A 24,381-nucleotide genomic window follows, 5' to 3' on the forward strand; every position below is an offset into this window, starting at 1 on the left:
TTATCAACCCTACCTTTCTCCTGCAACAAGGTTGTCCATTTTTGCAGAATGAGGCGCCATATTTGCAGTTAAAGGATCTCCTGCTATCAGGCATTCTATTTTTCTACTTTTAATCCTGTGTTGACAATAACAGTACTGCTGTAAATACATCTTTTTCTACTTTACAAGAGAGATAACCCCCATACTTTTCCGCCATCTTATTTACGCTGCCAATCCCCAGGCCATGCAGACCTTTTTCTTTTTTGGTTGACAGGAGCGTATCCCCCTGCACGGCAATCTCCCCTGAATATCCATTTATAATCCTGAATACACAAAACCCTCCGACATCCTGCATAAAAATACGTACCTTCACATATTTCTGTCCCCGACATTCTCCGGCGGCACGCAGCGCATTGTCTAGCAGATTTCCCAGTATTGCGACCAGATCAATATCGGAAACCATCTCTAATCTTACTCCCGGCTCCACATAAGCATCAAATTCAACCTGGTTCTTTTCCGCCCGTCCTTTTTTCTCGGATAATATCATGTTCAGTACATGATGGCTGCAGAATATTTCCGTCCCACTGTCCTCTATATGCCCGTTCATCTCCTCCACTGCCTTCATAATACTTTTACAGTCGCCCTGCCTTGCAAAATTATGAATCATAGACAGGTAATGGTTCATATTATGAACGAACTCATTATGGCTTCCCTGCACTTCGTCCATCTGCGTATAATATTTTAAATCTGCCTGCTGTTTTGTAATGAGAATCTGATTTTCCGCATTTTGGTACATTTCTTCCGAATATCTGTTAAATGCATAGAACACAAGGATATTCCCGGTCAGCAGAAGGCTGAAGCAAACGGTGATCAGTACCTTTACATAGACATTCGTACCAAAATCAAAACCCGAATAGAAAATTCCTGCCATGATACCAAAACCGGCCACCGGCAGGCACAGATATTCCAAAAAGATATGATTATCCATCTTCCTCTTTGATGTCCCGATAAACTGTTCTACCAGTACAAACATAATATAGGTTAAAAGTTTCAGGGACAGGATCTCCAGATGAACCCCTGACATCAGCATATTCTTCTCATTCGTCTGGTTGAAGATAATTGCAAACAGACACTCACTCGCGAATATAATGGAATATGCGACTACGTAGCACAAAACCCTGCTCCCCGTCTTTCCTTCAAATAAAACCATCACAAAGACAAAGCTTATGACTATGAACATGACAAGGTTCAGCTCCCGTTTCCCCACCAGATTCACCGCATACAGGCTGAACACCGCCCCTGCATTCGTAAGATAAAGCTTCTTAGGTTCCAGCGCCCAGGACTTCTTTTCAAAAAAACATTCAAAAAAGGTATAGACAAGATATATCTCCACGATACAGTACACCAGTAATATATATTTATCAATAAAGTTCATACTATTCATAGCATCACTCCATATATTTGCGGCTGACCCATTCTGCAAAATAACTCCGGAATTCCTTTAGCCTGGAGCGGGAAATCGTCAGAATCGTGCCATCCTTTAATTTCATCTCCCCGTCCGAGCACATCTTGACCACATACCTCAGATTGACAATATAACTGTTATGTGCGTATGCAAACCCAAAGGGGTGCAGAATCTCATACAGTTCCCCAAGCTTCTGCCTTGTGGTCAGCTTATGTTCAAAAGAATACTCTATCTGTTCCCTGCCCACATGAATCCTACTCCCATGTTTTGTATTCTCAATATATAATATATCATCCGGAACGAGGGCTACGCTGTTATGGTAATAATTCCCAACAATACAGGGAACATTCTGATTCTCCTTAATCTGCCTGACCACTGCACACATCTCTGAAATCATCCGTTCCTCAGAATAACTTTTAAGCAGATAACGAAACGGTGTCGCTTTAAACGACTCATCCGTGGGCATGTGTACACCTGAGCAGAATACAAGGATACTCCTGGGAAAGACCTCCCGAAACCTTGCCGCCGTTTCATGTCCGTCAAGCCCCTCCATCTGCATGTCCAGAATCAGCAGATCGCACCTCTTTCTGTTCCGGATTCCCTGCACAAGATCTTCACCTGAATAATACTCGCTAAACAGAATCTCTCCCTTATCCATTCCGCTTTTTGCCATAACTCCTTTTATATAATCAACAAACGCTCGATCATCATCACAAATTATAATATTATACATAATTCCCCTATAATTCCTTACTGAACATCAGAGGGCTGTTCCCTTATCTATATACTTTCACTTCCAAGCTTCTCCAATAATTCCATATATTTATTCTGGTAGGAATCTACCTTCTCCTGCATTTTTTCTTTTAATTTTTCGATTTCCTGCGAATGCTGCTGTTTTAACTTAAGCTGTTCCCTTTCACCCGACAGGGCTGACTCTGCCAGTCTGCTTTCCATCTCGGCGACTGCCTTTTTGTGCGCTTCTTCCTGCTCCATGAGCGCACGCTTCTTCTCCAACTCTGCTTCCTTCTGCAGCCGTTCCAGATTTTCAATGCGTTTCTGAAGCTCTGTATTGGAGTCTGCAAGCTCCTCTTTCTCTGCCAGAATACTTTCTGTCTTCTGAACGGCCGATTCCATACTGGCAATTTTATTGCGCAAATCACTGCATGACTCGCTCAAATTCCGGTTTAAGGCATCTTTATCAACCAGTTTGCTACGAAAATCTTCCTGCTGTTCCATAATCTTTGCATCCTGTGCATGGATTTTTTCAACGAGCTCTTCATTTTCTTTTTGCAGCGCAGAGATCCTCTTATAATTTTCATCCTTTAATTCTGCCATCGTCCGGTTCTTTATCTGCAGGTCTGAAATCGTCTCGTCTTTTGACCGGAGCAAAAGCTCATACTCCGCCCGGACAGTTTCTTTCATATTATGCTTTCCTTCCACCGCATCCATATACATCCGGTTTAAGATACTGCCATAATTCTCAAATTGCTCCAGATTCTCCCTGTCATCTACCAGTACCACCTTTGCCTTCTGGAGTGAATATGCCTCTATCATCCGGGCAAACGCCGCCTGCTGCCCTTCCCCGATCTCCTCTGTAATCTGCCGTATCCGCTCGGCGGTATCTTCATCGATCCGATACGATTTGGGTTTTGTCTCAGCCATGTTACTTTCCTCCGTTATTTTCTCTTTCATCTGATTGTAACACGTGAATTCTATTAATACAACCTTGATAATAAGCTATTATAAATAAATGTAATACACTACATTGTAATACAATGTATTACAAATTATTTCTTTATAAAACTTGCCTGCCTCAACTTTTACTGTTATACTTAAGATACTTTTTCAGTTTATTTCCTTTCGGAAACATTCGTTTAGCAATTCCTGGAGACAGGTCTCTTGATTCTACACGAAACCATTATCAAACGAAAGGAGAAAACATGCAGATAAAGACATATTTTGAAAAAAGCCTGTGCGAAAGCGCCGGGCTTTTTTCTTTGCAAAAGAAACAGGCAGACCTGTTCCTGCTGTCACAGACCGGCCTGATTACCTACAGACAACTTGCCCTCTGCAATCTTCATGGAAAAACAGAGACCGCCGGAAGGCTTTCTCTCAAGACGTTGGAAAAAGACGGGCTTATCCAGTCAAGAAAACTGCCAAACCAACATCAAAATAAATATTATTTCCTTACCCCAAAAGGACGCTCCATACTGAAATCGCTTTTTCCTCCTATTCTTCTGGAATACCTGCAGATAAGCCTGGAAAAACGCTTACCGGCAGGCACACAGCAGATATACCACCGAATCCGGGCAAACGATTTTTATTTTGTTTATATCGGTTCCCCAAAAAGCCATCCAGTACCATGGATTTTAGAATACCCACTAAAGCCCTTGGCATCCCCCGGAAAAGAAGCCGAGCCAAGGTGTGACGGAATCCTTATTACTCCACACACAAAATACTATATTGAACAGGATAACAATACACAATCCGAAAATGTCATTCTTCAGAAACTGCAGCATTACCGGCAGGCGGGCATCCTCAGAGAAAACGAGACCGGAAACATCCTGATCTTCTGTCTTGCTTTTCCACACAAACGCTCCCTCACTGCAAAGCCTTCCTTCTCCCTGTACCGTGTTCTCCTGCATTTTACGAAAATATGGTTTATCTTTGAGGAAGACTGCAAAGTACCGCTGGATTACCGGCAGTTCCTCCAGGTATTGGAATGTTCTGCGCTGAAAAGAACGATCTCGGCGAATGAAATCCAAGTCTTCCAGAGCCTGCACAGCCGCCATCCGGAAATGGACAGCCTCGCAGATGTATATACCCTGAAGAAAATGTATCTTGATGATACCAGTTATTCTGATATGCAGGATTTGGATATGGATGAACTGTTTCAAAAACGGGTGCATTCACATTTCCGGCGTGTTTACAGCGAACATCCTTCGCTCGTGTCCCACGCTTTAAATGGAAATCCGATTTTCACCGTTCCCAATCACAGGCTCCCTCTTTACCAGCCGTATATTATGCCCTATGAATATGATTTTCCAGAGCAGCTCCTGAAATGTCTCTTATTTAACGGGCTGAATACAGATGGCTGGGAATATCAGCACCCACTGCGAATCATACGCCAGGATCAGACAGAGCTCCGTTTCTTCCAAGGATTCTGCCATAAAAAATACGGCTATATAGCGTGTGAACATCTTACTATAGATTTAAGCTCCCGTATCCGTATTCAGAAATTTTTCCAGTCCGGGACCGATGCCAAAACACCGGTTTTCCTGCTTTTATTTTCATCCGTCCAGAATCTTACAGATATAGAATCCCTCTGCAAAACACCTGGCAAAAACACTACTGTACTGATGATTGACTGCAGCCGCCCTCTTCATCTTAACCCGCCGCCAGCTATTTTTCTGGCTGACGGCAGCAAGCTTCCCGTTATTTTTGAATGTGACGAATTTGACGGCCAGCTCCGGATCGTCACCAGAAAGGAGACCTGTTAATGAATAAAACAAACCGTTCTTTTCCTGCAGTTGCCTATGGTCTGTTCCTCTGCCATCTGCTTGCGTACAGCCTTCGGTTTATCTTTGCACTGTACCGAATCGACTATTCACTGCTCCCTTGCGGCTTTGTTTATCGTTTTTGCGCTATGACGTTTCCGATACTTCTCTGGCTCTTATCTACCGTCTCAGAAGCGTTTAACTATCACCGTTTTAAGCTTGCCGCCTATATTGCAACCCTGTATTACGAAACACTCATAATCATTACAGTTGTATTTCAGCTTTTATCAAAGTTATTCCTTCCCTCTGTTCTTGCGATTGAGACAGACGAAATCTTTACAAAGGGCATGGTTCTTTTTCTTGCCCGCCTGATTACAGAGCTCCCTCTCCTGCCGCTTTTTTATATACTGATGAAGTCTTTCCTCCGCCCAGCCAGGGACGCAAAAAGCCGCAGTGTTATTCTTTCCTTTAAGCTGACCTATTATCTGCAAACCGGAAAGCAAAAAAGAAGGATCCAGTATCCTTTGTCTATCGCCAGGGACATCCGCAGCGGGAAACGTATTACCATATCAGAAACAGACCGTTTTCTGCATACATTGGTAGACGGAACCAGTGGAACCGGGAAAACGTCTTCCACGATTCTGCCCGCAATCCGTGACGATCTGGATATGCGTTGTCAGGCAGAGCAGGAACAGATAAAGGCTATGCACAAGCTTGTGCAGGACGGCCTATATACCTATACCGGCTCTTTCTCATATTTTTCCCTGTCCAATTTTCGTCCTGCCAAAGAAGCAATGCCGGACAGCTGCACCGAAACTGCCGCCACTTACGCCTCTCCCGAATCTATCCGCATGCAGTATCCGGTCTGCGGAATTACGGTTCTGGCACCGGAGGATTCTCTGACAGATGACGTATGCAGGCTGTGTGAGGCACGCGGCATTCCCTATCACAGAATTGACGCAACACACACCTTTGAAGGAACACTCAAGCCAAACTGGACTGGCATGAACCCATTTTTTATATCACCTTCTCTAAGCGGCAATGCACTCCATCAGGCTATTGTTAAAAAAGCGGTCATCTTTTCAGATGTCATGCAGGTAATTACCGATCTGAAGGGGAAGGCAGATTCCTATTTCACCGGACTCAACAGGCAGATGCTTGCAAACCTGGCCATTCTTGTCATGAACACGGTTCCTGTCCTTTACAAACGCCAGGCCACCCCTGCTGACCTGCAGCTGCTCATTAACAACTTCGACCTCCTGCCGCCTTATGTGAGCAAACTGGACGAGCTTGACAGGGAGCAGAAGCGTTATTCCTTTATCTCTCAATATATCCGGGAGGACCTCCTTGGGAAAGGCCGTCCAAAGATGGAGGATCAGAGCCGTGGTACCAGGAATATCATCAATGAGTTTTTACTGATGCCAGAAAGCAAAGATGTCTACTGTGCGCAAGCCTCCATTGACTTTGACCAGATTCTTGAAAACGGGGAGATTACAGTCTGCAATTACGACCTTGCCTCCGGTGACAGCAACGCGATTGCATTCGGTCTGTTTTTTCTGCTCTCATTCAACAATGCGGTATTGTCCCGTCCAGGAACAGAAAAAACAAGGATTCCGCACTTCTTCTATGTTGACGAGCTTCCTGTGCTGATCCACAGTTCTCTAGAGAAAAATTTCTCCTTATTCAGGAAATTCCGGGTAGCCATGTTCTGTGCAATCCAGACTTTAGACCAGTTTGAGAAAAACGAAATCACAAAGTATCTGAAAGGCGTAATCTTAGGCTGCGCCCATATTTTTGTATTCGGACGTTCTTCACTGTCAGATATGGAAGTATTTTCTGCAATGGCAGGAATCCATGATGAGGTGGAGGAACAGTCAACCGTTTCTGAGACAGCCCTGTCAGATGATTCGCCTTCTCTCTCTTATTCTTCAAGAGAGACATGTACGCAGAAAAATCTGGTGGAGGAGACAGATATCCGTATGAAGGATTTTCAGGAAATCACTCTTTTTACCACCAAGAATGGCCGTCCGCTCCCGCCATTGCATGCAAGAGTCGAATTTTTAAAGCCCGAAGACTGGTCTCCCCAAAAAAGAGAGTCTTTCTCTGCTGAAATTTTCAGGCCATATACTGGCCCTGCATCTTCTGCCACCCCCGCCTCATCCTTAGCCGGAAACAGCTGTGCTGCATTTTCTGGAAGAGAACTTGTTTCTGAATACTGTTGTTATGATTTTGATTCTTCCGAAACCAGACGCAGTGCAGCGCCAAAAATGCCGTCTCCTTCCCAGACGCAGGAATCCCGGCCGCCTGTACCCGATGGCAGCGAATCTTTAGACGGTTTATTCTGATTACACCCTAATATAGTAGGAGGATATTATGGCAATAAAAAAACTAAAAAATTATAAAACCGACGCCTTTATGACCCACAGTCCATTTCATTTTCAAGAAGGATACCAAATACAGATTGAAAACAGGAACAAAAACTGCTCGCACACCGAAATCGACACCCTTGCATTAAAAGGGTTGTTAAACTCTGTTGACTTTGAAATCCTGAAGCTTCTCGGAACCTACTGCTATGTCAACACCCACAACCTGAACTATGCTTTAAACCACACTCTTCCGGAAAATTACCGAAAACAAGATTACAAAAGAAATTTGAAAAAGCTGTCAGATGCCGGAATTCTCCTTAAGCTCCATCTGTATGCAGACTGACGGCGAGGGCAGCGCCCGTCAGATTGTTTCCCCTTTACGGTTTTATTCCTTATCCCCCCGGAGCGCGCAGTTATATTTCTTCCCTTATGGAAGTCCCATATATCTCCAACCAGACATTGCCTGCTTACCGGATCATTGAGTTGATGGCAGCCGCACAGCTTTTGATTCGTTTTCAGGCATCCTACCGCAATTCCGTAAAAAAGATCCTTTTTAATCTGCATAAACAGATTGGCTCTCATCTGCTCCTTCTGGATGCATACATCCGTTATTCCGCCAGCCAGGGGGACAGCTCCTCTCCTGCTGTCCATCTGTTTCTTTTATGCGGAAGGGATAACGGGGACAATTATGCTGATATAGTTCTTCGCAGCCGCCTGCTCTTTTGCTGGCTTGACCGGCGCAAAGAGGAATATCCTTGCCATATGATTTTGCTTCTGTTAGAGAGTATCTCTGATATTCCCCCAGTTTATCTTCAGGTTCGCAAGCCATATATGTCGGGTAAAACAGGCATTACAGATTCGTTGTATCCACTTTATTTTACTTTGGATACAAACGTACTGGTTCAACCGTTGTTTGATGCATTATACCAATGTGAAATCGAAGAAGACTCCGGAAGATGTACAATCAGCAAGATTTCTTTGGGAATGGCTGCTTCACTTTGCCATGGATAAAAGGAAAAACCTAACCGTTAGGGTTTCACAGCAAAATTATCGGATTTGTATTGTTCACTAAAAATTTGTCTTATTATTTTTGTTCCTTTACGCTTTATACTTTTCACATTAATATATGCCATGTTATTATGGTATAATTTTTAAAATTTATTTTTTGCTTTATGCCAGGATGGAACCGGGGCTTTTGTCCATCTTCCACCATTTCTGCATTATGCAGTCATATTACAGGTTGATATGATCTATTGTGACTGCATTTGCAGCCACAGGCTATAAAGCCATGGGAGGTATATATGGGTACATTTCGTAATGTCTCTAAGGCAGAACCTTGTCCAATTTGCGGCAAATCCGACTGGTGCAGCATTCTCATCCCGGACAACGTCGCTTATCCCGGACAGCTTCTTTACGTCTGCCGGAGAATCCACTCTCCCGAAGCACAGAGTCCAGTCAACGGCAAAACCTACTACTACATAAAGGAGCTTCCTGACAGTTCATGCCTTTATTCTGATATTGAGAAAAGAGGCCGGGTATCTGAAAAGTCTTTTGGTTACACCTATCGTCCCGCACAGGAAGCCCCTGCCCCACCAGCCGACTATGGGACCATTCCTCTGCCTAACAACGATTTGGATTTAATTTATACAGATTTTATGAACCTGCTTTGCTTATCAAAGAAGCACTATGCAGGATTGCGATCCGAGAGATGGCCAAAGGATTTAATCAGAGATAGTTTTATACGTTCCCTGTCTTTTCCAAGAAAGTTTGACAGCGTCAAAGGGTTCTACAGTGACCATGTGGAACGGCACAGGATTTGCCAGCTTTTGCTAAAAAAACACAAAACTCTGAAGGGAGTTCCTGGTTTTTATCAGGAGGCTGATCTTCAATGGACTTTCACAGGACACCCCGGAATGCTGATACCTATCTATGATACTGACGGAATGTTGTACCGTATCCGGCTGCGCCTCGACCATCCAGGAAAAGATGAGAAAGGGAAGGAAAAGGATAAGTATAAAAACTTTTCTTCATTTTACCCTTCAAAAGATAGCAATAACATTCTTTCGAATGAATATCTTAATGGCTGCCGGGCCGGCAGCCATATCGGGTTCTATTTTCACCCTTCCACAGATGACCCTGGCGTATGCTATATTACAGAGGGTGAGAAAAAAGCAATCGTTGCAAACTATTTTCTGCGTTGCATTGTAATCTCGCTTCCCGGTGTAAATTCACATGCCAAATTAACCAAAACGGACAAATCCGGTAGATCCGTTCTTGATTTTTTGAAAACTCTGGGATGCAAGAGTGCGGTTGTTGCCTATGACGCCGATAAAAATGTTAATGAGCATGTCCATCGGCATGAAAAAAAATTAGTAGCACTTTTAAAAAATCATTCATTTCATACGTATATCGGCAGCTGGAATCCAGGTTTCGGAAAAGGATTAGATGACATTCTGGTACTTGGGGTAAAGCCTCAGGTATTTCCAGTTTAAAATAGAGGATGGTGTACCCATCCTCTCAGACCCTAACCGTTAGGTTTCCATTTTTAATGCATCAATCTTCTCATCAATGCTCTTTTTCAGCCCTTCCAGCGTTTCGATAACCACCGAGACTTCGTTGTCCTTGATTAAGGACTCCTCATCTAATACCTCATGGAGGCTCTTCGCACACTTCATGATTATTTTAGTCCCGTTTTTACGCCTGACGCGCACACCCGTTTTTTGCTCTGGCTTTTCATTTCTTCCAACAGCAGATTTCACATCGGATGAAAGCTGTTCTAATTTCAGATTACTAATCATTTCTAAAATCCGAACCTTTTTTACACTTTCAGCTCCTTCTTTTTCCGTCTGTTTCCGTATCATCTCTGCAAGGCTTCTTTGCTTCTCTTCATTCAATGTACTTGCACTGGAAAGTCCGGACCAGGAATAAACCTCCGAATCTGCCATTGTCTGCAACTCCGGTATCAGCTTCAAAAGCGCCCGGTACTTTTCAACGGATTTGATATCCAGTTCCATGTCAATAGCGACCAGTTCATTAATTGCCGTTATCTCCCCTTCTTTGAGCAACCCTTCCCTTTTCTTATGCTTAATCTCCATTTCATGGGCCTCAAAAAGTCCCTGAGCAAGTCTTGCCAGAATCATTGGCTTTTCCTTTCTGCCATGCAGATTGCCAAGAAACAGCCGCATCCTTCGCTCCCATTCCTCTTTTGGTGCTTCTGTAACCAGAACCGGATATTTATCAATACCGGCCAGCCGCCCTGCTTCTCTCCTGCGGTGCCCGGATTCTATCCTGTATTTCCCTTCATGCGGATATGCCAGAATGATCCCCTGGAAACCATAATCCTTCATGGATCGGGACAGCATTTCCACTTCAGATTCACCGTATATTTCAAGATTATAAGGATCATCTTCCAGCATGTTATCTTCCAGATACCTTATCTTCTCTTTTACTTCGTCTGGAAGTTCATTTACATTCGTTTCATCCGTTATCTCCTTCTGGAAATCTTCTGATTTACTTGCTGCTTTCTGCATCGTATTACGTTTTGTAAGCGCCTGGCTTGCCAAACTCCTCTTTGCCATTTATATTCCCCTTTCTTCCTGAATTCTCTCCTCCATCTCCTTCATCAGCATTTTATAATCCTTTGCAATCTCACTGCTTCCACAGCTGATGCAAAGCGGCCTTTTCTCCCACTCGCTAATCTGCATACTCGAATAATCATGGCGGATCGTTGTCCGAAACAGCCGCATGGAAGTCCTTGTTTCATCCTCCATGCTGTATTCATATAAGGCTTTCTGATCCCCTTTATATAATTGTGTACTTATATAAAACAACCCCAGTACCTGCAGTCTCTTATTCCCATATTCCTCCCGCGCTTCGCGGCACCTGTCAATGACGTCTTCATATCCATGCGTACTGGTGTTCTTGGCGAGATGCAGAGGAACAATTACATAATCGCAGGCTACCAGGTAGGTCATTGTCACCATATTATGTGCGGGCGGAAAATCTATAAATATATAATCATAATATCCATCCAACATATCAAGTTTGCGTTTCAGAAGATTCATGTCGGTTCCACTGTAATAATCCATATCTCCGCTTCCGAGAATAATATCCAGTTTTAAATTGATTTTCCTGAATTTGTTTCTCCATTTCCTGCGAGCGGAAAATTCACAGGTCCTGATATGATTATGAATATTCAGATCTTCCTCCAACAAATTATAAAGTGTATCAATCCCCTCTTTTACTCTTCCGTTCTCCAGAATATCTTCATTGTCTTCATAGAAGAACTGAGTCAGATTGATTTGGGAATCCCCGTCAATCAGCAGAACCCTTTTTCCCGCTAATGCAAATTCGGCTGCCAGGTTGATGATAGAACTGGTCTTTCCCACGCCCCCTTTTCTGTTATAATCCCCTATTACAATAGCCACGCCGCTTCCTCCTTTTGCACAACCTAACCGTTAGGTTTCATATTTTATTACTTTTCTTATTATTACACATATGAATTATAATTTCAACTTAAATTTTATCTTTAAGAACAAATTAATATTTTATAGATTTTAAAAATATATTTTTCAATTTAAATTATCTGGCTTTACCACAGAAGAAATAAAATCAGAAATTCCGACATTTTCCTCGAATTAATTTTCTGAGAGTTTAAACAGGTAAAAGCCAAAACCCTAACGGTTAGGTTTTGATAATTACTCTATTCACTTTATTTATGTTTAATATTATTATTGTATACTGTTTTTGTATACATTGTATCTCTTTATATAATTTTATTTACCAGCCGTCTGTATTTCCGCATGCTTTTAAAGCTACTCTGAAGCAGTTACGGAATCATAAAACCTAACCGTTAGGGTCATTCTAAAAAAACATTTTGTTATCCCTGACCATAGGGCCATACCACATTTCGTATAAAACACAGAACCTAACCGTTAGGGTGACAGCAAAAAAATCCACCCCTTTGCGAAGCGAACTATAAATGGATCAAAAAGCTGAACCGTAACGAAATATTTTCTCAGACATACATATGAATTGACAATCTGACACATGATTGATATACTTTAAAAAACTTGTTTTTTGATCCCGGATGACCTTTGGTTTTCCGTTTCTTTCAATCCCTAGCGATAGGTGAAATAAGTTTTGATATACTATGTAGGCAGACATCCATTGATGTCTTTTTTATTTTAAAAGGAGGAAAACATGAACGAAACAACAAATCTATTTATTATGCTTGGACTTATCGAGGATAAACCAGATAAATCCAATGAAAGTCAAGAAGATAAGGATTGCATGAATTACTTGTCAGAAGGGGAAAGAATATTATCATTAGCAAGGGAGAAAAAAGAACGGGTCATTTTTAAAACTCATAACCTAACGGTTAGGTTGTGCGATTTAAAATATCCCCGGCTTGATGTGGAAGAATATAAAGCCAAGCAGCAAATACAAAGTGCTATAGAAAGAGAAATCAAAAAAAATCTAAAAGAAATAAAAACGGAGGAATGTCTAAGTAGCAAAGGCATTCCTTTTTTATTGCACTTTGTTAATAAAAACTATGGCTGCAAAATCGAATCTGCATCCAACTTATTTGAAAAAGGATTAGCCAGGGATGTCAGCCGGTCGAACATTATTTTAACAATTAAAATAAAAGACACAACATTTTATCTTCCATGCAGTCCTGGGAAACGTTTCTCTAATGGCAGCTATCATTACAAATCAAATCCTCGTCATTTCATCCATATGTACCATGCCGAAAACTTTTTTTATCCTTTGTTCGGAATAAACTGGCTTAATCAGCTGAAAATGGATTCTTTTGACGATCCGGATATCGAAAATACCATGAAGCACCTGATTCGTGACTTGGTATCGATATTGGAAAATTATAAATGGGATATGACTGATCTGCCAAAATGGTTTTCCAGCTATCTAATCGATTGTGGTTATCAGGAGAATACAATACATAACTGTTATATCAAAGCATCCGGTTCCGAAAGCAAACCGGCAACACTCTATAAGGATTATTTCAAAAGCCATTCCGAACTGTTTAACCTACTTTCTTTTGTATATGGGGATTCCTATCTGTCTTATGATATTTTACTAAATGTTTCCGGGAAATCTGCCATGATAGACCTGCCTTACTATTACAGAGAATACATATTCATGACATTAAGGCACTATATCGCAAACATACATGATCTTGCAGAGGAAGAAAAACATCGAAATGAACTAAAAAGGATAGTCGCACGTGCCTACCAAACCAAGAAAAATATTCCAAAGCATGTCATACATAAAATGAAATCCTCAGAATTAAACACATATTTTGGCTTTATCGAATTTGACGAAGATGTAGACCTGAATCTGGTTGATTCCATAACGGAAGAATTCAAGAAATTAAACCAGAATATTTTCAATGGCTATATAAGCAAAAACGTTGCTCTGCGCTTTCGGAAACTTGGGAAACACCATGCAACTGGTCTGTATTATCCCTCCATTGATACTATGGTAGTTGATTTCAGGCATCCAACATCTTTTATCCATGAATATTTTCATATGCTTGATGATATGCTCGGCGACCTGTCCATGAAATGTGAATTTGACCAGGTGGCACTGCAATACCAGCAGCTTCTGATATCTTCTGTGGAAAAAGAACGCGAGGAGGGAAAGGAAATTCTGCCAAAAAAGGGGAAATATAATCTTAACTATTTTCTAAGAAAGTGTGAGATTTTTGCACGATGTGGAGAAATACATTTATTCCGCAATCTTCACATTGTCAGTTCCCTTCTAAAGCCCGAAGAAACCTCTTATTTCGCTTACCCGGATGATAAAATCCTAAACAGTATGATTGGGGAATATTATACAAACTTATTAGACAGAATGAAAAATATATCTTATAAAACGGGAGAAGATGTATATGAAAAAAATCTACATTTCGCATCTGTCTGAACATCTGGAAGAAGAACTGGAAGAAGAGTTTTATCTAAAAGAAATTGCCTTAAGCTATACAGAAGGAAATGGAATCCCATATCTGTTCCTGAAACTCCAGGATAAAACCGGCGTTATCTACGGACGGATATGGGAAAATAATATAGACGAGAGATACCTTCATTTTAAAGGCAAAGTCATCAAAATATGGGGCGAGGTGCTAAAAAACTACAAGAACCAGTTAGAGTTCACAATTCAAAAAATAAGCCCTGTAACCGAGTATTCGCTCAGCAGCTTTATTGACGGTTTAAATGAGCTGGAAAAAGAACATTATTTAAACCTGCTGGATAAACAGAGCAGTTTAGTCTCACATGCCCCCTTCCGGGAACTATTAAATCTGGTATTGAAAGGTCAAAAAAACAGGCTGGCTGAAACTCCTGCCGGCCTGACCTGTTCGGGCGCATATAACGGCGCCCTGCTCGTCCAGACTGTATCTGTCACAAGCATTGCAATCCAGATTATACGTTCGCAAAAGATGTACGCATACCATCCGGACCTCAAGATTCCATATCAGGAGGACTTGCTAATCACTGGCTCCCTTCTGTTCGGCATCGGAATTACAAACCTTTATACGCCTTTTCCTGAAGCGGAAAAAGTCAGTGAGTATGCGCTGCTCCCTAAAGATATCCTAAGCATACAGATCATTGAATCATATATAAAAGAAATGAAACACCATATTTCGACAGAAGATAAAAATCTTCTTTATAATGTGATCCAAACAGCTTATAAAAAGGAAAGATGGAAGGCTATGAACCGGGAAGCATTAATATTGAACCTTGCATACACATCTTATTTGCAGATCAGTAGTATGGAATTTTATATGACAGAAAACCAACAGAAAAGTGGGGCAGTATACGTTTCAAAACTCAATAACTATTTATATTTGTCTAAAACGAAGCTACAAGGAGGAATTGGAAATGCACCAACATCTATACATAAATAGAGATACAATGGACGAGATTGAAAATTATCTCTCATTGACCGAACCGCCGGGTATTATACTACAGGGTATTCCAGGGCTTGGGCAAGAGCTTGCGGCAAGATATATAGCTGCAAAGCTTCTAAAGTGCCAGGAGTCAGACTTAGAAAAAAATCCCGACTATTACCAGACAACCCAATCGGCCCTGAAAGTAGATGATATTGAACAGCTTCTCGAAGCGAGCCGCCGTAACAGTATTGGAGATGTAAAAGTATTTATTCTTTTTTGTGCCCATACTGTATCGAGGACAGCACAAAACCGTCTTTTAAAACTATTAGAAGACAGAGCTTCAAGTAATAAGCTGATTATTGTCTCGGAAAAAGACAGCCTGCTCGATACCATCAAAAGCCGCTGTTATTCTGTCCTTTTTCACCCGCTTAGGGAAGAAGCGATGGAAAAATATCTGAAGGAATTAAAAATTGATAAGGATTGTATCGGCTTCGTAGGTTTTTTAGCGGAAAATGCTCCTTATTCCATTACTGCATCTATGGAAGGGATAAATGAATACATGAACTGCTACAGGAGGATCCGTCAGATAACTCTCCGGGAAAATTTACTGCAATTACTTCATGTACTGAAAGAAAAAGACGATAATGAATTCTTCAAAAATCATGAAGCACATCCTGTGTGGAACATACGTATGCTCTTATATCCTTTTTATCAGTTTTTAGCAGAATCTACCGGGAAAGTTCCCAGTAAGGGATATCCCTTCCCGGATACGTTATATACAAGATCACAAGCATTAGAAATCATGGAATATGGACTGGAGCATTTATTCATGGCTCAACGTTCCTATACAAAAAACGATTATTTCAATCTGATACGATATATAATCCAAATAAAATAAAAGGAGGAATTTTATGTTATACTCAACATACAGGCCGCAAACATTCAAAGAAGTAGTAGGGCAGGAAAATAATATCTTAACGCTGAAAGAACAGTGTAAAACAAAAAAATTTGATTCTGCCTATCTTTTTGCAGGCCACAGGGGAACAGGAAAGACGACCATTGCACGTATCCTTGCAAGAACAGTATGCTGTGAGGCCCCAAGTGAAAACGGTCCCTGCAATCAATGCAAAAACTGCAGGTCGATTCTGGAAGGAAAAACATTAGACTGTATTGAAATGGATGCGGCATCGCATAACTCTATTACAGATATAAAAGAACTTATTGTATCAGCCCAGTATATGCCTACCATATTGCCGAAAAAGATATATATCATAGATGAAGTACATAATCTTTCAGCAGCTGCATTTGACGCACTCCTGAAAACAATCGAGGAACCGCCGGAACATTGTCTGTTCATACTCTGTACGACAGAAATGCATAAAATTCCTGCAACTATACGTTCCAGATGTTCTATTTACCAGTTCCGGACTATATCAATTGATGTAATCTGCGGCAGACTATCCTCCGTTTTAACTGAAATGGGAAAACAGTATGAGGATGATGCCATAAAGCTGATCGCAAAACAGGCTGACGGGTCTATGAGGGATGCCCTCAGTATCACAGAAAAGCTAATGATCTCCTGTGAAAAAGTAACAGTAGAGCATGTGATGAAATCCCTTTGCCTTATGGATAGCGAGGTTGCTTTGCAGATCATGCGTTCGATTGTAAATGGTGACGGCAGGCAGGCAATCCTCTTGCTTCAGAGAATCTGCGAAGAAGGAAAAAATTTGGTGCAGCTGGTCGAACGTATACTCCAATGCTGTACGGATGGGATCGTTCTTTCTGCATCATCTGGAACTGCAGCTTTATATAATACAAAAGAATATCGGGATGCACTGTATGAAATAATTAGTTCCTGCCAAATTGAAATATTATTCTGGTATGTGGAGCAATTCAGTATTCTTCGTGAAAAAATAAGGAACAGTCTGAATCCTTATATGGACGTCCTTGTATACCTGATAAAATGCTGCAACATAAAACTCCCTCAAAGTGACACAGCAGTGTTGCTTCAACGAATCAGTGTTTTGGAGGAAAAAATACTCAATCATGAATGCGATTCTGTGCATAAAGAAGATTCCAACAAAATTGAATTAAACGATAACATCGTCAATGATTCCGATGACAGTTTTCATACAGGCTCAGACATGGATGAAAATCCATTTACAGTTGACACAGAAACATTTGAAAATGAGCAGGCCGGCCTGGTTCCGGCACAGGATGTGAAAGAAGATACCGATGACGGAATAGATGATTATATACTAAGCTTACTCGGAGGTCATCTTTAACTCTGCTAATCTTCCTGCTGTATGGTATGATTATAGCTATATATTTTCCCAGACAGGTTACTACAAATGGAAATATAAGAATGCGAAGAGAAAACATTTCTTAATTTGCAACAATTCTGGAATGCTGTGAAAGAACGTCTGATTCCTATTCTTTTAAGACAAATCTGTATCCTGTATACGTGATCGCAGCAAAATATATAGATGTCTGTGGGTTGTTTTTTTGTAAAATCGAATATATACGTTAAGTAGTTCAGAATACCTCATCTATGATTATGGGATTATGGGGTATTCTGAAAATAAACTATAATTTAATGTAAAAACATGTTATACTAAAATCGTTCTATGAATCTGATAAAATTATTCTGTGGATATATGTATGGGGAGGGGAGTAAAACCTTATATAAATATATTTATCATAATATAATTCATATATAGTTATATATATAATTGATAAATGCTGAATATGAAAAACCCCGTATTTACAAGGGAAAATGGAATTATAGACGGGAGAGAAACTTCCAGTGAGGATGAAAGTATGCCTCTGTGGAAGATTTTTTTATAATGTAGATGAAAATTTTCGCAGAAGAATGATATTTTTCACTTGTGGATGAAAATTTTCCATTTTGTTCCCATAACAATAGATATGGATGAATCGCAAAATAGTTTTTATAGGGTAAGGAAAAGTTATCCTTTCAAAAATGGAATAGATTTATTGATTTTCCGGCTAAAAGAAGGGGAATCACTGGCTGGAAATAAAAAAGGGCACAACAAAAAGACCCATTATGCCGTCTGGAATAATGAAGATTCCTGCCGGTTATTCTTATCGTGGAGAATGGTCCGTATAAGGGCGCCTATGCTTGTGACTTTAAACTGTGAGTTATAATTTTCATAAACATAACCGATACAGTTTTTGACTGCATCAAATGTATATGTAGTGCAGAGAACCCCTAAGTCCTTATATTCCTTTGCGGATAAGTGGAAAGGAACAAATAAGGATTTATCCAGCTTTGTCAGAGTTTTGGTCAGAATTCCCTCCTGGGCCAAAAAGGATGCGTCAGCCTCGTCGGGCCGGATTTTTGTAAGGATACTCTGGTTTATACAGTCCATTGCTTTATCGAGGCTGGAAATGTAATCTTTTATAAGGGAAGTATTCTGTGCAACATTCTTATCATAATTCCTGCGGCCATGGCAGAGGGGATTCATTTTTAAATGGATATGTTCTTCGTCACCGTCAAAAGCGACCGAAAAAAGCTCCGAAACAGAAGATAAAGCATGCCGTATGATTCCTGGCTTACAGTAGTTAGGAAGAAAACGGCGCAGGAAATCATAATCCTGCGTGACAGTCAGTTCTTTTTCCGGATTACGGTTCGTATCAATATCTAAAGCAGCGCGCAGAAAAATCCGGAGCTGGTTCAGGTCTGTAATCTGAATCAGCTTCTCCAGACATTCATAATTAAATGTGGCATATCCCCGGCCGCCTTTATCAGCAGGAAGAGAATATGTTTCATATTCGGTCAGGATGACCTGGATCCTTTTTTTAGAAAGTCCATCAGATGAACACATAATATATCCATATTCCTGCAATACAGAATTAGCATTTTTAACGGAACGGACGGTGCAATCAAGCATGCCGGCCAGCTCTCTGGGGGAAAGGCCGCGAACTAAGCCATGCTCATCAGGACTGGCAAAATGATAGATGAGCAGCAGCTTTAAGGCTATGGATTTTAACCTTTTGGCATTTCCAAAGATATTTTTCTCGTTTACGCTTTTACACGTTTCATGTACAACTGTTTTGTAAACGGCACAGGGGCAGTTCTTACAACGGTTCTTGGCTTCTTTCTGAATCTCCTCCGGCATAAACTCATAAAAATCAATGTTCTTGTAATTATCGCACGCAAAACAGCCAGACGCTGCATAATCCAGTTCCTGGCTTTCTGTATATATGACTTCTTTATGGTTTTTCTGAATTCCGATTGCTTTGATAAAAGGAGCTTTACCAATCCGTGCATATTTTGATAATTCCAAGCTAATCACCTCATGTCAGAATATTGATTCAGGACAAACAATAAAAATATGTGACTGTACCACAAAAACACCCAATATTGACTGATTCGGCAATAATACTTGAAAATAGAGAAAGAATAGTCTATAATATTAATGCAGTATCAGCCATTGGTCAATAGCAGTATATATGATTGATCTCTGATTGATATTGTAGTAGTAGCTAAACCGCCAAGAAAAGCTACTGTAAGTATATTTTATATTCGATGTGAATAACTTTTTTGAAACCGCCAAATTTCACAAAGTTATTCACATTTTTTTATCAACATTCTAAATATACTACATATTTTGGGATTTGTAAAATCAAAAAGTCGCACCCGAAAAAGCGGACTAAATTGAAAAAACTATGTGTTTAAAGGGGATTTTAAATATATTTTTTCTGCAAATTTATGATACAAGAAAATGGGAAAATGCGGAAAAGCCTTGATTTTACGGGGTTTTTAGGATTCGGGACTTTTTAGAAAAAAAGTGAAAAAATTTTTATAAAAATGAGCCATTTTTTATGGACTAAATTGGGAAATCATGATAGATTATAAAAAAGAAGCCGTAAAAAACGGACTGAATAGAAGATTTTAACAGGAATCAGGGCTGAGTTCTCAAATTTTCCTCAAAAGATCTGTATTGGGGGAAAGATATATTTTTTGGGGGAAATCATACAATGAAAAAAGTGTACCCTTTAAAACGGACTGAATAAAAAAATCAGAAAAAATACACCCAAAATAACAGACTGAATAAATTTGAAAGAAAAAAGTACCCTTAAAAAGCGGACTAAATGAAAAAAAAATAGAAAAAAACACCTAAAAAAGCGGACTAAATTCATTTTTTGTGGGGTGAATCGTGGGAAAGATAGCGACAAAATTAATGGATCTGCTATCTGAAACAAAAAGATAGCGACAAAATCAGTTTATCTGGTACAGAATGATAAAGATAGCGACAAAATTAAAATTTGTATTTAAATTGCGGCAGTTATTGTGATATCCGGTGCAGATGGCGGCAGCCTTCCGTGAAAAAGAACACCTGAAAAAGCGGACTAAATGGGGGAACGAGAACGGAATGGATAGAAAAAATGAGCTTGAAAAAGTGGACTAAATAAAGGGGCAGGGATACAGATTCATGAAAAATGCACCCGGATTAGTGGACTAAATAGAAACCGGGAATGTGTACAGACTGAAAAAATGTGCCGTAAAAAGCGGACTAAAAGTAAGTTTGGTATAAAGAGTAGCAGAAAAACATACCCTCAAAAACGGACTAAATGATGAATCGGAGCATATAGAGATAAAAAGTGCACCCAAAAAAGCGGACTAAATGATAAAAATGAGGGGTATATCAGCAAAAGATAACGACAAAATCGAGATATGCGGTATAGGTGATGGAAGATGGAGACAAAGTTCCGGATTGAGATAGCGACAAAGTTTTAAGGGCAAGAAACCGCAGAAAGCTTAATCTGCTCCTGCGGTTTTTGTGATATCGACACATTCTACATCAATAATCTTTGAAGGATCATCAAGCGCTTTTGTATTAAACTCATAAGCAATCAGTTCTTTGGAGTCCAGTGGGAGGAACTGGATTGTAACAGCAGAGTTTTTATTGATAAACTCAAAATCTTTAATTACAATCTGCTCTGATTTCAATATGGACATATGGTTTGTCAGCTCTTTGACCAGGGCAGCGTTTCCGATTTTCTGAAGTTTCATGTGAAGGCGGAAATAATTCAGCGGAAGGGTCTTGGTATAGGAGTTCTTTGCATATTCCGTAAGGCGCTCCTGTTGAAGGATCATCATGATGCCCTTTGTCTGCGGAGAGTCAACACTTTTATAGGAGTCTGTTAAAATATTGATGTACTTTTTCTGGACATAGGTGCGGATCCACTGCTCAGAAGGGGTGTATTGGAAATAATTCTCCTGGAAGTTGATGTACAGGTAATTCAGCAATCCAAGGGATGTTGTTTCAATAAGTTCACCGGTCTCCCGGCTCCGCACAGTAATCGTATAATCATAGTTTTTCAGTTTTTCCAGCCGGTTTCCAATGTCTTCATAGTGTTTTTTCTTTGGAACCCGGATATTGAAAACCCTTCTTGTAAATTCCCTTAAATCAACCCGGATGTGCTGGGTTGAAAGCGTTTCTCCATTGATCAGATTAAAGAGCTGCGTCATAATCTCGCGGTCTTTCATATCCAGTTCCCGCTGTTTCAGGTTAATCTGGAACTCTTTCATAATCTTAGAGAGATTTTTTTCCGTGACTGTACTTGGAAGATTCACGTCCGGATTATATTTTACCGTAATGTCGCCTTCTATCCCCTTGTCTTCGTCCTTATAGCTGTACTGGTTGAAAAAGGTAAGTTCATTTTCTAACAGTTGCGGCTCGAAATCCATTACCGTGCTTCGGAACGAGAATAGTGGATGCTCGTTGAATTCGGTGGGGTATTTTGTATTAAAGCCTTCAATCGATCCGCCAAAGGCATCCTTTATAATTAGAAGGGACTCGAAGGTGATGTCATTGATGAAAGCGTTGGCCAGAGTCTTGGTCGGCTTCTGGGCCGTAAAAGAAAAATCTGTAATAGGAGCGGTCGTATCGGAACGCCAGTTGTCAATTTCATTGTACTTGTCGAGCATGATCTCCTCAATGGTCCGGTCATCATCCTGTGAACGGTCCATATTATTGATTAATGACGTGGATTCCGCATATTTTCTCAATAACCGGGGATTTTTTGGCCTCATTTTCTCTGGAGGCCCCATTTCTTCCTTGATACTGTTGAACCAGTTCCTTTTATATACGCGCCGGTTCTCGCGGTAGGTACGAATCGACTGCTCAATATTTTCCTTGGAAAGTGCAATATATGTACAGACGGTGATAATATCCTCCAGTGATACGGACTTTCTGCGGGAATCTTTTTTGTCCTGGGAAGAAGGCTCCGTATCTGATGCCCTGGATAAAGGTTTTGTGGTTTTGATGTAGTTTTCATCTATATATAACTCTGGCTTTTTACCCCTGATATACTTCTCATAAGTGGCAATCAGGTTTTTGTGGATATTTGGCTGGATGAATAATGCTATCTTTTCATATTTCTCATATTGGTTGCTATCTATCATATCTGACATCTTATTCACCTCCGTAACAGCAAGCGTCTATTTTCTTATTATATTATAAAGGGAAAAAATATGCAAACTTTTCCGACAGCAGCTATCAGTATGGAACAAATAAATCAGATGTGCCTGGTTGTAAGAAGAGAGGAGTTACTGTAAAATGGATAACTAGGGAGGTGGATATATGGAGAGCCATATGTATCGGGGGAATATCAGACCGGGAAGCCGGGTAAAAATCATTTTAAAGAAGGATCAGAAATCAGGTAAGCTGACAGAGGGGTACGTGGACAGGATACTTACTAACCGACCGGTTCATACCAGAGGTATCAAGGTCATGTTAAAGGATGGGCAGGTAGGCAGGGTACAGCAGATACTGGAGCCGTGAAACAATGACAAAGAGAATCTAAAGAGAATCTAAACGGAAAAAAGAATTGCGGTTTCAGGGAAAGAATGGTAAACTAGAACAAACCTGATTTGTTTTATTCCGAAATCTTTAGATTTGGAAAGATGGGGGAATTCCTGGAAACAGGTCTATGCATACAGAGTAAAAGGGCACCTTGCGGGGTGCTTTTTTGTTACCCGTTTTGCGGTCAGGAAATCATATAAAAGGAGGATATTTTTATGGAGCAACATGTAAAGAAACAGAATTCATTTTTTCAGACAAGAATGAATCAGGCAAAGCTTGGGGCGTATTATACAGACCCGGCACACTGCCAATGGATTGCCGGGCTTTTGGATTTCCCAGAAAATGAGGAAGTCTGCGGCCTGGAGCCCGCTATCGGTGACGGAAACGCGATTATTACGGTCATGGGGCGCAGAAACAACGAAAACATACATATTTTCGGGGTAGAGTTAAATGAGGCCACAGCAGATATGGCAATCAATCATCCATTGATTGATGAATGTATCTACGGTAATTTTTTGACAGATGCGGTTATCACAAAAGGCGCATTTTCCTTCTGCTTTGCGAACCCGCCCTATGGGGAAGAAGACGGGGAGAGGCTGGAATGGAGATTTTTCAACAAAATCGTACCATGCCTAAGAGAACAGGCTATCTTTGTTTTTGTCATTCCTTATTATGTAATGGCCGAGCCTATGTTTTTAAAGGCATGGCACACGAATTTTATCACGGAATGCTGCTACCGTTTTCATGAACAAGAGTATAAAAAGTGGAAGCAGGTAGTCCTGATTGGAAGGAAAGCAGAAAAGCGGCCAATAGATGGGGAGCAGCTGGCAAAGATAAAAAAGGATATCGACTCTCCGGAGAAAATCCCGCTTTTGCCGAAAGGGTATGACGGAAAGAAAATAAGAGTGCTGCCATCTAAGAAAAAAGATATAGCGGAATTTAAAAACAAGGAATTCAATGCCGAGCGTGCAAAGAGATGTCTGGGAAAGAGTGCGCTTAATGATCTGGTGAAAGAGAAGATAACACAGCAGAAATTTATTGCGGATAACCTGAGCAGGCCCCCGATCATGCCAAATGCAGGACAGATGTATCTGATGGCAATATCCGGCGCCGGGCAGGGGCTTGTGGGTTCGGAAGCGTCCAGTGACCTGCATCTGCAGAGAGGAATGGTTACAAATGTAGAGGAAAGTGAGATGCGGATGGACGAGAATGGCAGAATGGTAGAGGCAGTTCAGCGATTTTCCAAGGTTGGCTTCCAGATTATTGAAAATAGTGGAATGATACGCAGATTGTAGGGAGAACAGGCAGGAGCCTGTTTTTTTTTAACGAG

The 24,381-nt window shown here is 40.7% G+C and carries 18 protein-coding genes; 11 read left to right on the forward strand and 7 right to left on the reverse strand.

The features are described from left to right. Positions 1-109: 109 nt before the first annotated feature. Genes GN277_RS28910 through GN277_RS28920 form a run of 3 tightly spaced genes read right to left on the reverse strand, consistent with a single transcriptional unit; the run spans position 110 to position 3,106 of the window. Complete coding sequence (locus GN277_RS28910) at positions 110-1,423, reverse strand: sensor histidine kinase (RefSeq protein WP_016220703.1); 1,314 nt, start codon at positions 1,421-1,423, stop codon at positions 110-112. A 4-nt stretch (positions 1,424-1,427) separates the two neighbouring features. After that, complete coding sequence (locus GN277_RS28915) at positions 1,428-2,177, reverse strand: LytR/AlgR family response regulator transcription factor (RefSeq protein ID WP_159757881.1); 750 nt, start codon at positions 2,175-2,177, stop codon at positions 1,428-1,430. Positions 2,178-2,224: 47 nt separating this feature from the next. After that, complete coding sequence (locus tag GN277_RS28920) at positions 2,225-3,106, reverse strand: coiled-coil domain-containing protein (RefSeq protein ID WP_159757884.1); 882 nt, start codon at positions 3,104-3,106, stop codon at positions 2,225-2,227. 278 nt (positions 3,107-3,384) lie between these two features. Between GN277_RS28920 and GN277_RS28925 the strand changes: the two genes are divergently transcribed. From GN277_RS28925 to GN277_RS28945, 5 genes are all read left to right on the forward strand, one after another. Continuing rightward, a complete protein-coding gene (locus GN277_RS28925; protein WP_159757887.1) occupies positions 3,385-4,944 on the forward strand; it encodes a replication-relaxation family protein in 1,560 nt (519 codons plus the stop codon). Beyond that, positions 4,944-7,286: a TraM recognition domain-containing protein gene (locus tag GN277_RS28930; RefSeq protein ID WP_159757890.1), complete on the forward strand. Its 2,343-nt coding sequence runs from the start codon at positions 4,944-4,946 to the stop codon at positions 7,284-7,286. Before GN277_RS28925 ends, GN277_RS28930 begins: the two co-directional genes overlap by 1 nt. Positions 7,287-7,314: 28 nt before the next feature. Further along, complete coding sequence (locus GN277_RS28935) at positions 7,315-7,650, forward strand: hypothetical protein (RefSeq protein WP_159757893.1); 336 nt, start codon at positions 7,315-7,317, stop codon at positions 7,648-7,650. Between the two features lie 86 nt (positions 7,651-7,736). Then, on the forward strand, positions 7,737-8,318 hold the full coding sequence (locus GN277_RS28940; protein ID WP_159757896.1) for a hypothetical protein: 582 nt from the start codon (positions 7,737-7,739) through the stop codon (positions 8,316-8,318). A 290-nt stretch (positions 8,319-8,608) separates the two neighbouring features. Next, positions 8,609-9,799, forward strand: a complete 1,191-nt coding sequence (locus GN277_RS28945) for a DUF3854 domain-containing protein (RefSeq protein WP_159757899.1) — start codon at positions 8,609-8,611, stop codon at positions 9,797-9,799. A gap of 39 nt (positions 9,800-9,838) precedes the next feature. On the opposite strand, the gene GN277_RS28950 is transcribed toward GN277_RS28945, so the two are convergent. Together GN277_RS28950 and GN277_RS28955 are read right to left on the reverse strand one after the other, a co-directional pair. Then, on the reverse strand, positions 9,839-10,885 hold the full coding sequence (locus GN277_RS28950) for a ParB/RepB/Spo0J family partition protein (RefSeq protein WP_016220712.1): 1,047 nt from the start codon (positions 10,883-10,885) through the stop codon (positions 9,839-9,841). Next, complete coding sequence (locus tag GN277_RS28955) at positions 10,886-11,734, reverse strand: ParA family protein (protein WP_016220713.1); 849 nt, start codon at positions 11,732-11,734, stop codon at positions 10,886-10,888. It abuts the gene before it with no gap. 775 nt (positions 11,735-12,509) lie between these two features. Here GN277_RS28955 and GN277_RS28960 point away from each other — a divergent pair. From GN277_RS28960 to dnaX, 4 genes are read left to right on the forward strand one after another with little or no spacing between them, the layout of a single operon-like run. Further along, positions 12,510-14,249 (forward strand): hypothetical protein, encoded by a 1,740-nt coding sequence (locus GN277_RS28960; RefSeq protein ID WP_159757902.1) that lies wholly within the window; start codon positions 12,510-12,512, stop codon positions 14,247-14,249. Next, positions 14,218-15,231, forward strand: a complete 1,014-nt coding sequence (locus GN277_RS28965; protein ID WP_159757905.1) for a hypothetical protein — start codon at positions 14,218-14,220, stop codon at positions 15,229-15,231. The genes GN277_RS28960 and GN277_RS28965 overlap by 32 nt, the downstream gene beginning before the upstream one ends. Continuing rightward, on the forward strand, positions 15,206-16,114 hold the full coding sequence (locus GN277_RS28970; RefSeq protein WP_159757908.1) for a hypothetical protein: 909 nt from the start codon (positions 15,206-15,208) through the stop codon (positions 16,112-16,114). Before GN277_RS28965 ends, GN277_RS28970 begins: the two co-directional genes overlap by 26 nt. Positions 16,115-16,127: 13 nt before the next feature. After that, positions 16,128-17,501 carry a DNA polymerase III subunit gamma/tau gene (dnaX, locus tag GN277_RS28975; RefSeq protein WP_159757911.1) on the forward strand — a complete coding sequence of 458 codons (1,374 nt, stop codon included), beginning with the start codon at positions 16,128-16,130 and terminating at the stop codon, positions 17,499-17,501. Between the two features lie 780 nt (positions 17,502-18,281). Here dnaX and GN277_RS28980 read toward each other — a convergent pair. Continuing rightward, entirely contained in the window at positions 18,282-19,526 is a 1,245-nt protein-coding gene (locus tag GN277_RS28980) for a hypothetical protein (protein WP_016220718.1), read from the reverse strand. Positions 19,527-21,001: 1,475 nt separating this feature from the next. Next, entirely contained in the window at positions 21,002-22,660 is a 1,659-nt protein-coding gene (locus GN277_RS28985; protein ID WP_159757914.1) for a hypothetical protein, read from the reverse strand. Positions 22,661-22,829: 169 nt separating this feature from the next. Between GN277_RS28985 and GN277_RS28990 the strand changes: the two genes are divergently transcribed. After that, positions 22,830-23,030: a YwbE family protein gene (locus GN277_RS28990; protein WP_159757917.1), complete on the forward strand. Its 201-nt coding sequence runs from the start codon at positions 22,830-22,832 to the stop codon at positions 23,028-23,030. Positions 23,031-23,266: 236 nt separating this feature from the next. Then, positions 23,267-24,346, forward strand: a complete 1,080-nt coding sequence (locus GN277_RS28995) for a DUF6094 domain-containing protein (protein ID WP_016222314.1) — start codon at positions 23,267-23,269, stop codon at positions 24,344-24,346. Positions 24,347-24,381 lie beyond the last annotated feature (35 nt).

Source organism: Sporofaciens musculi (assembly GCF_009830285.1).
Lineage (GTDB): Bacteria > Bacillota > Clostridia > Lachnospirales > Lachnospiraceae > Sporofaciens > Sporofaciens musculi.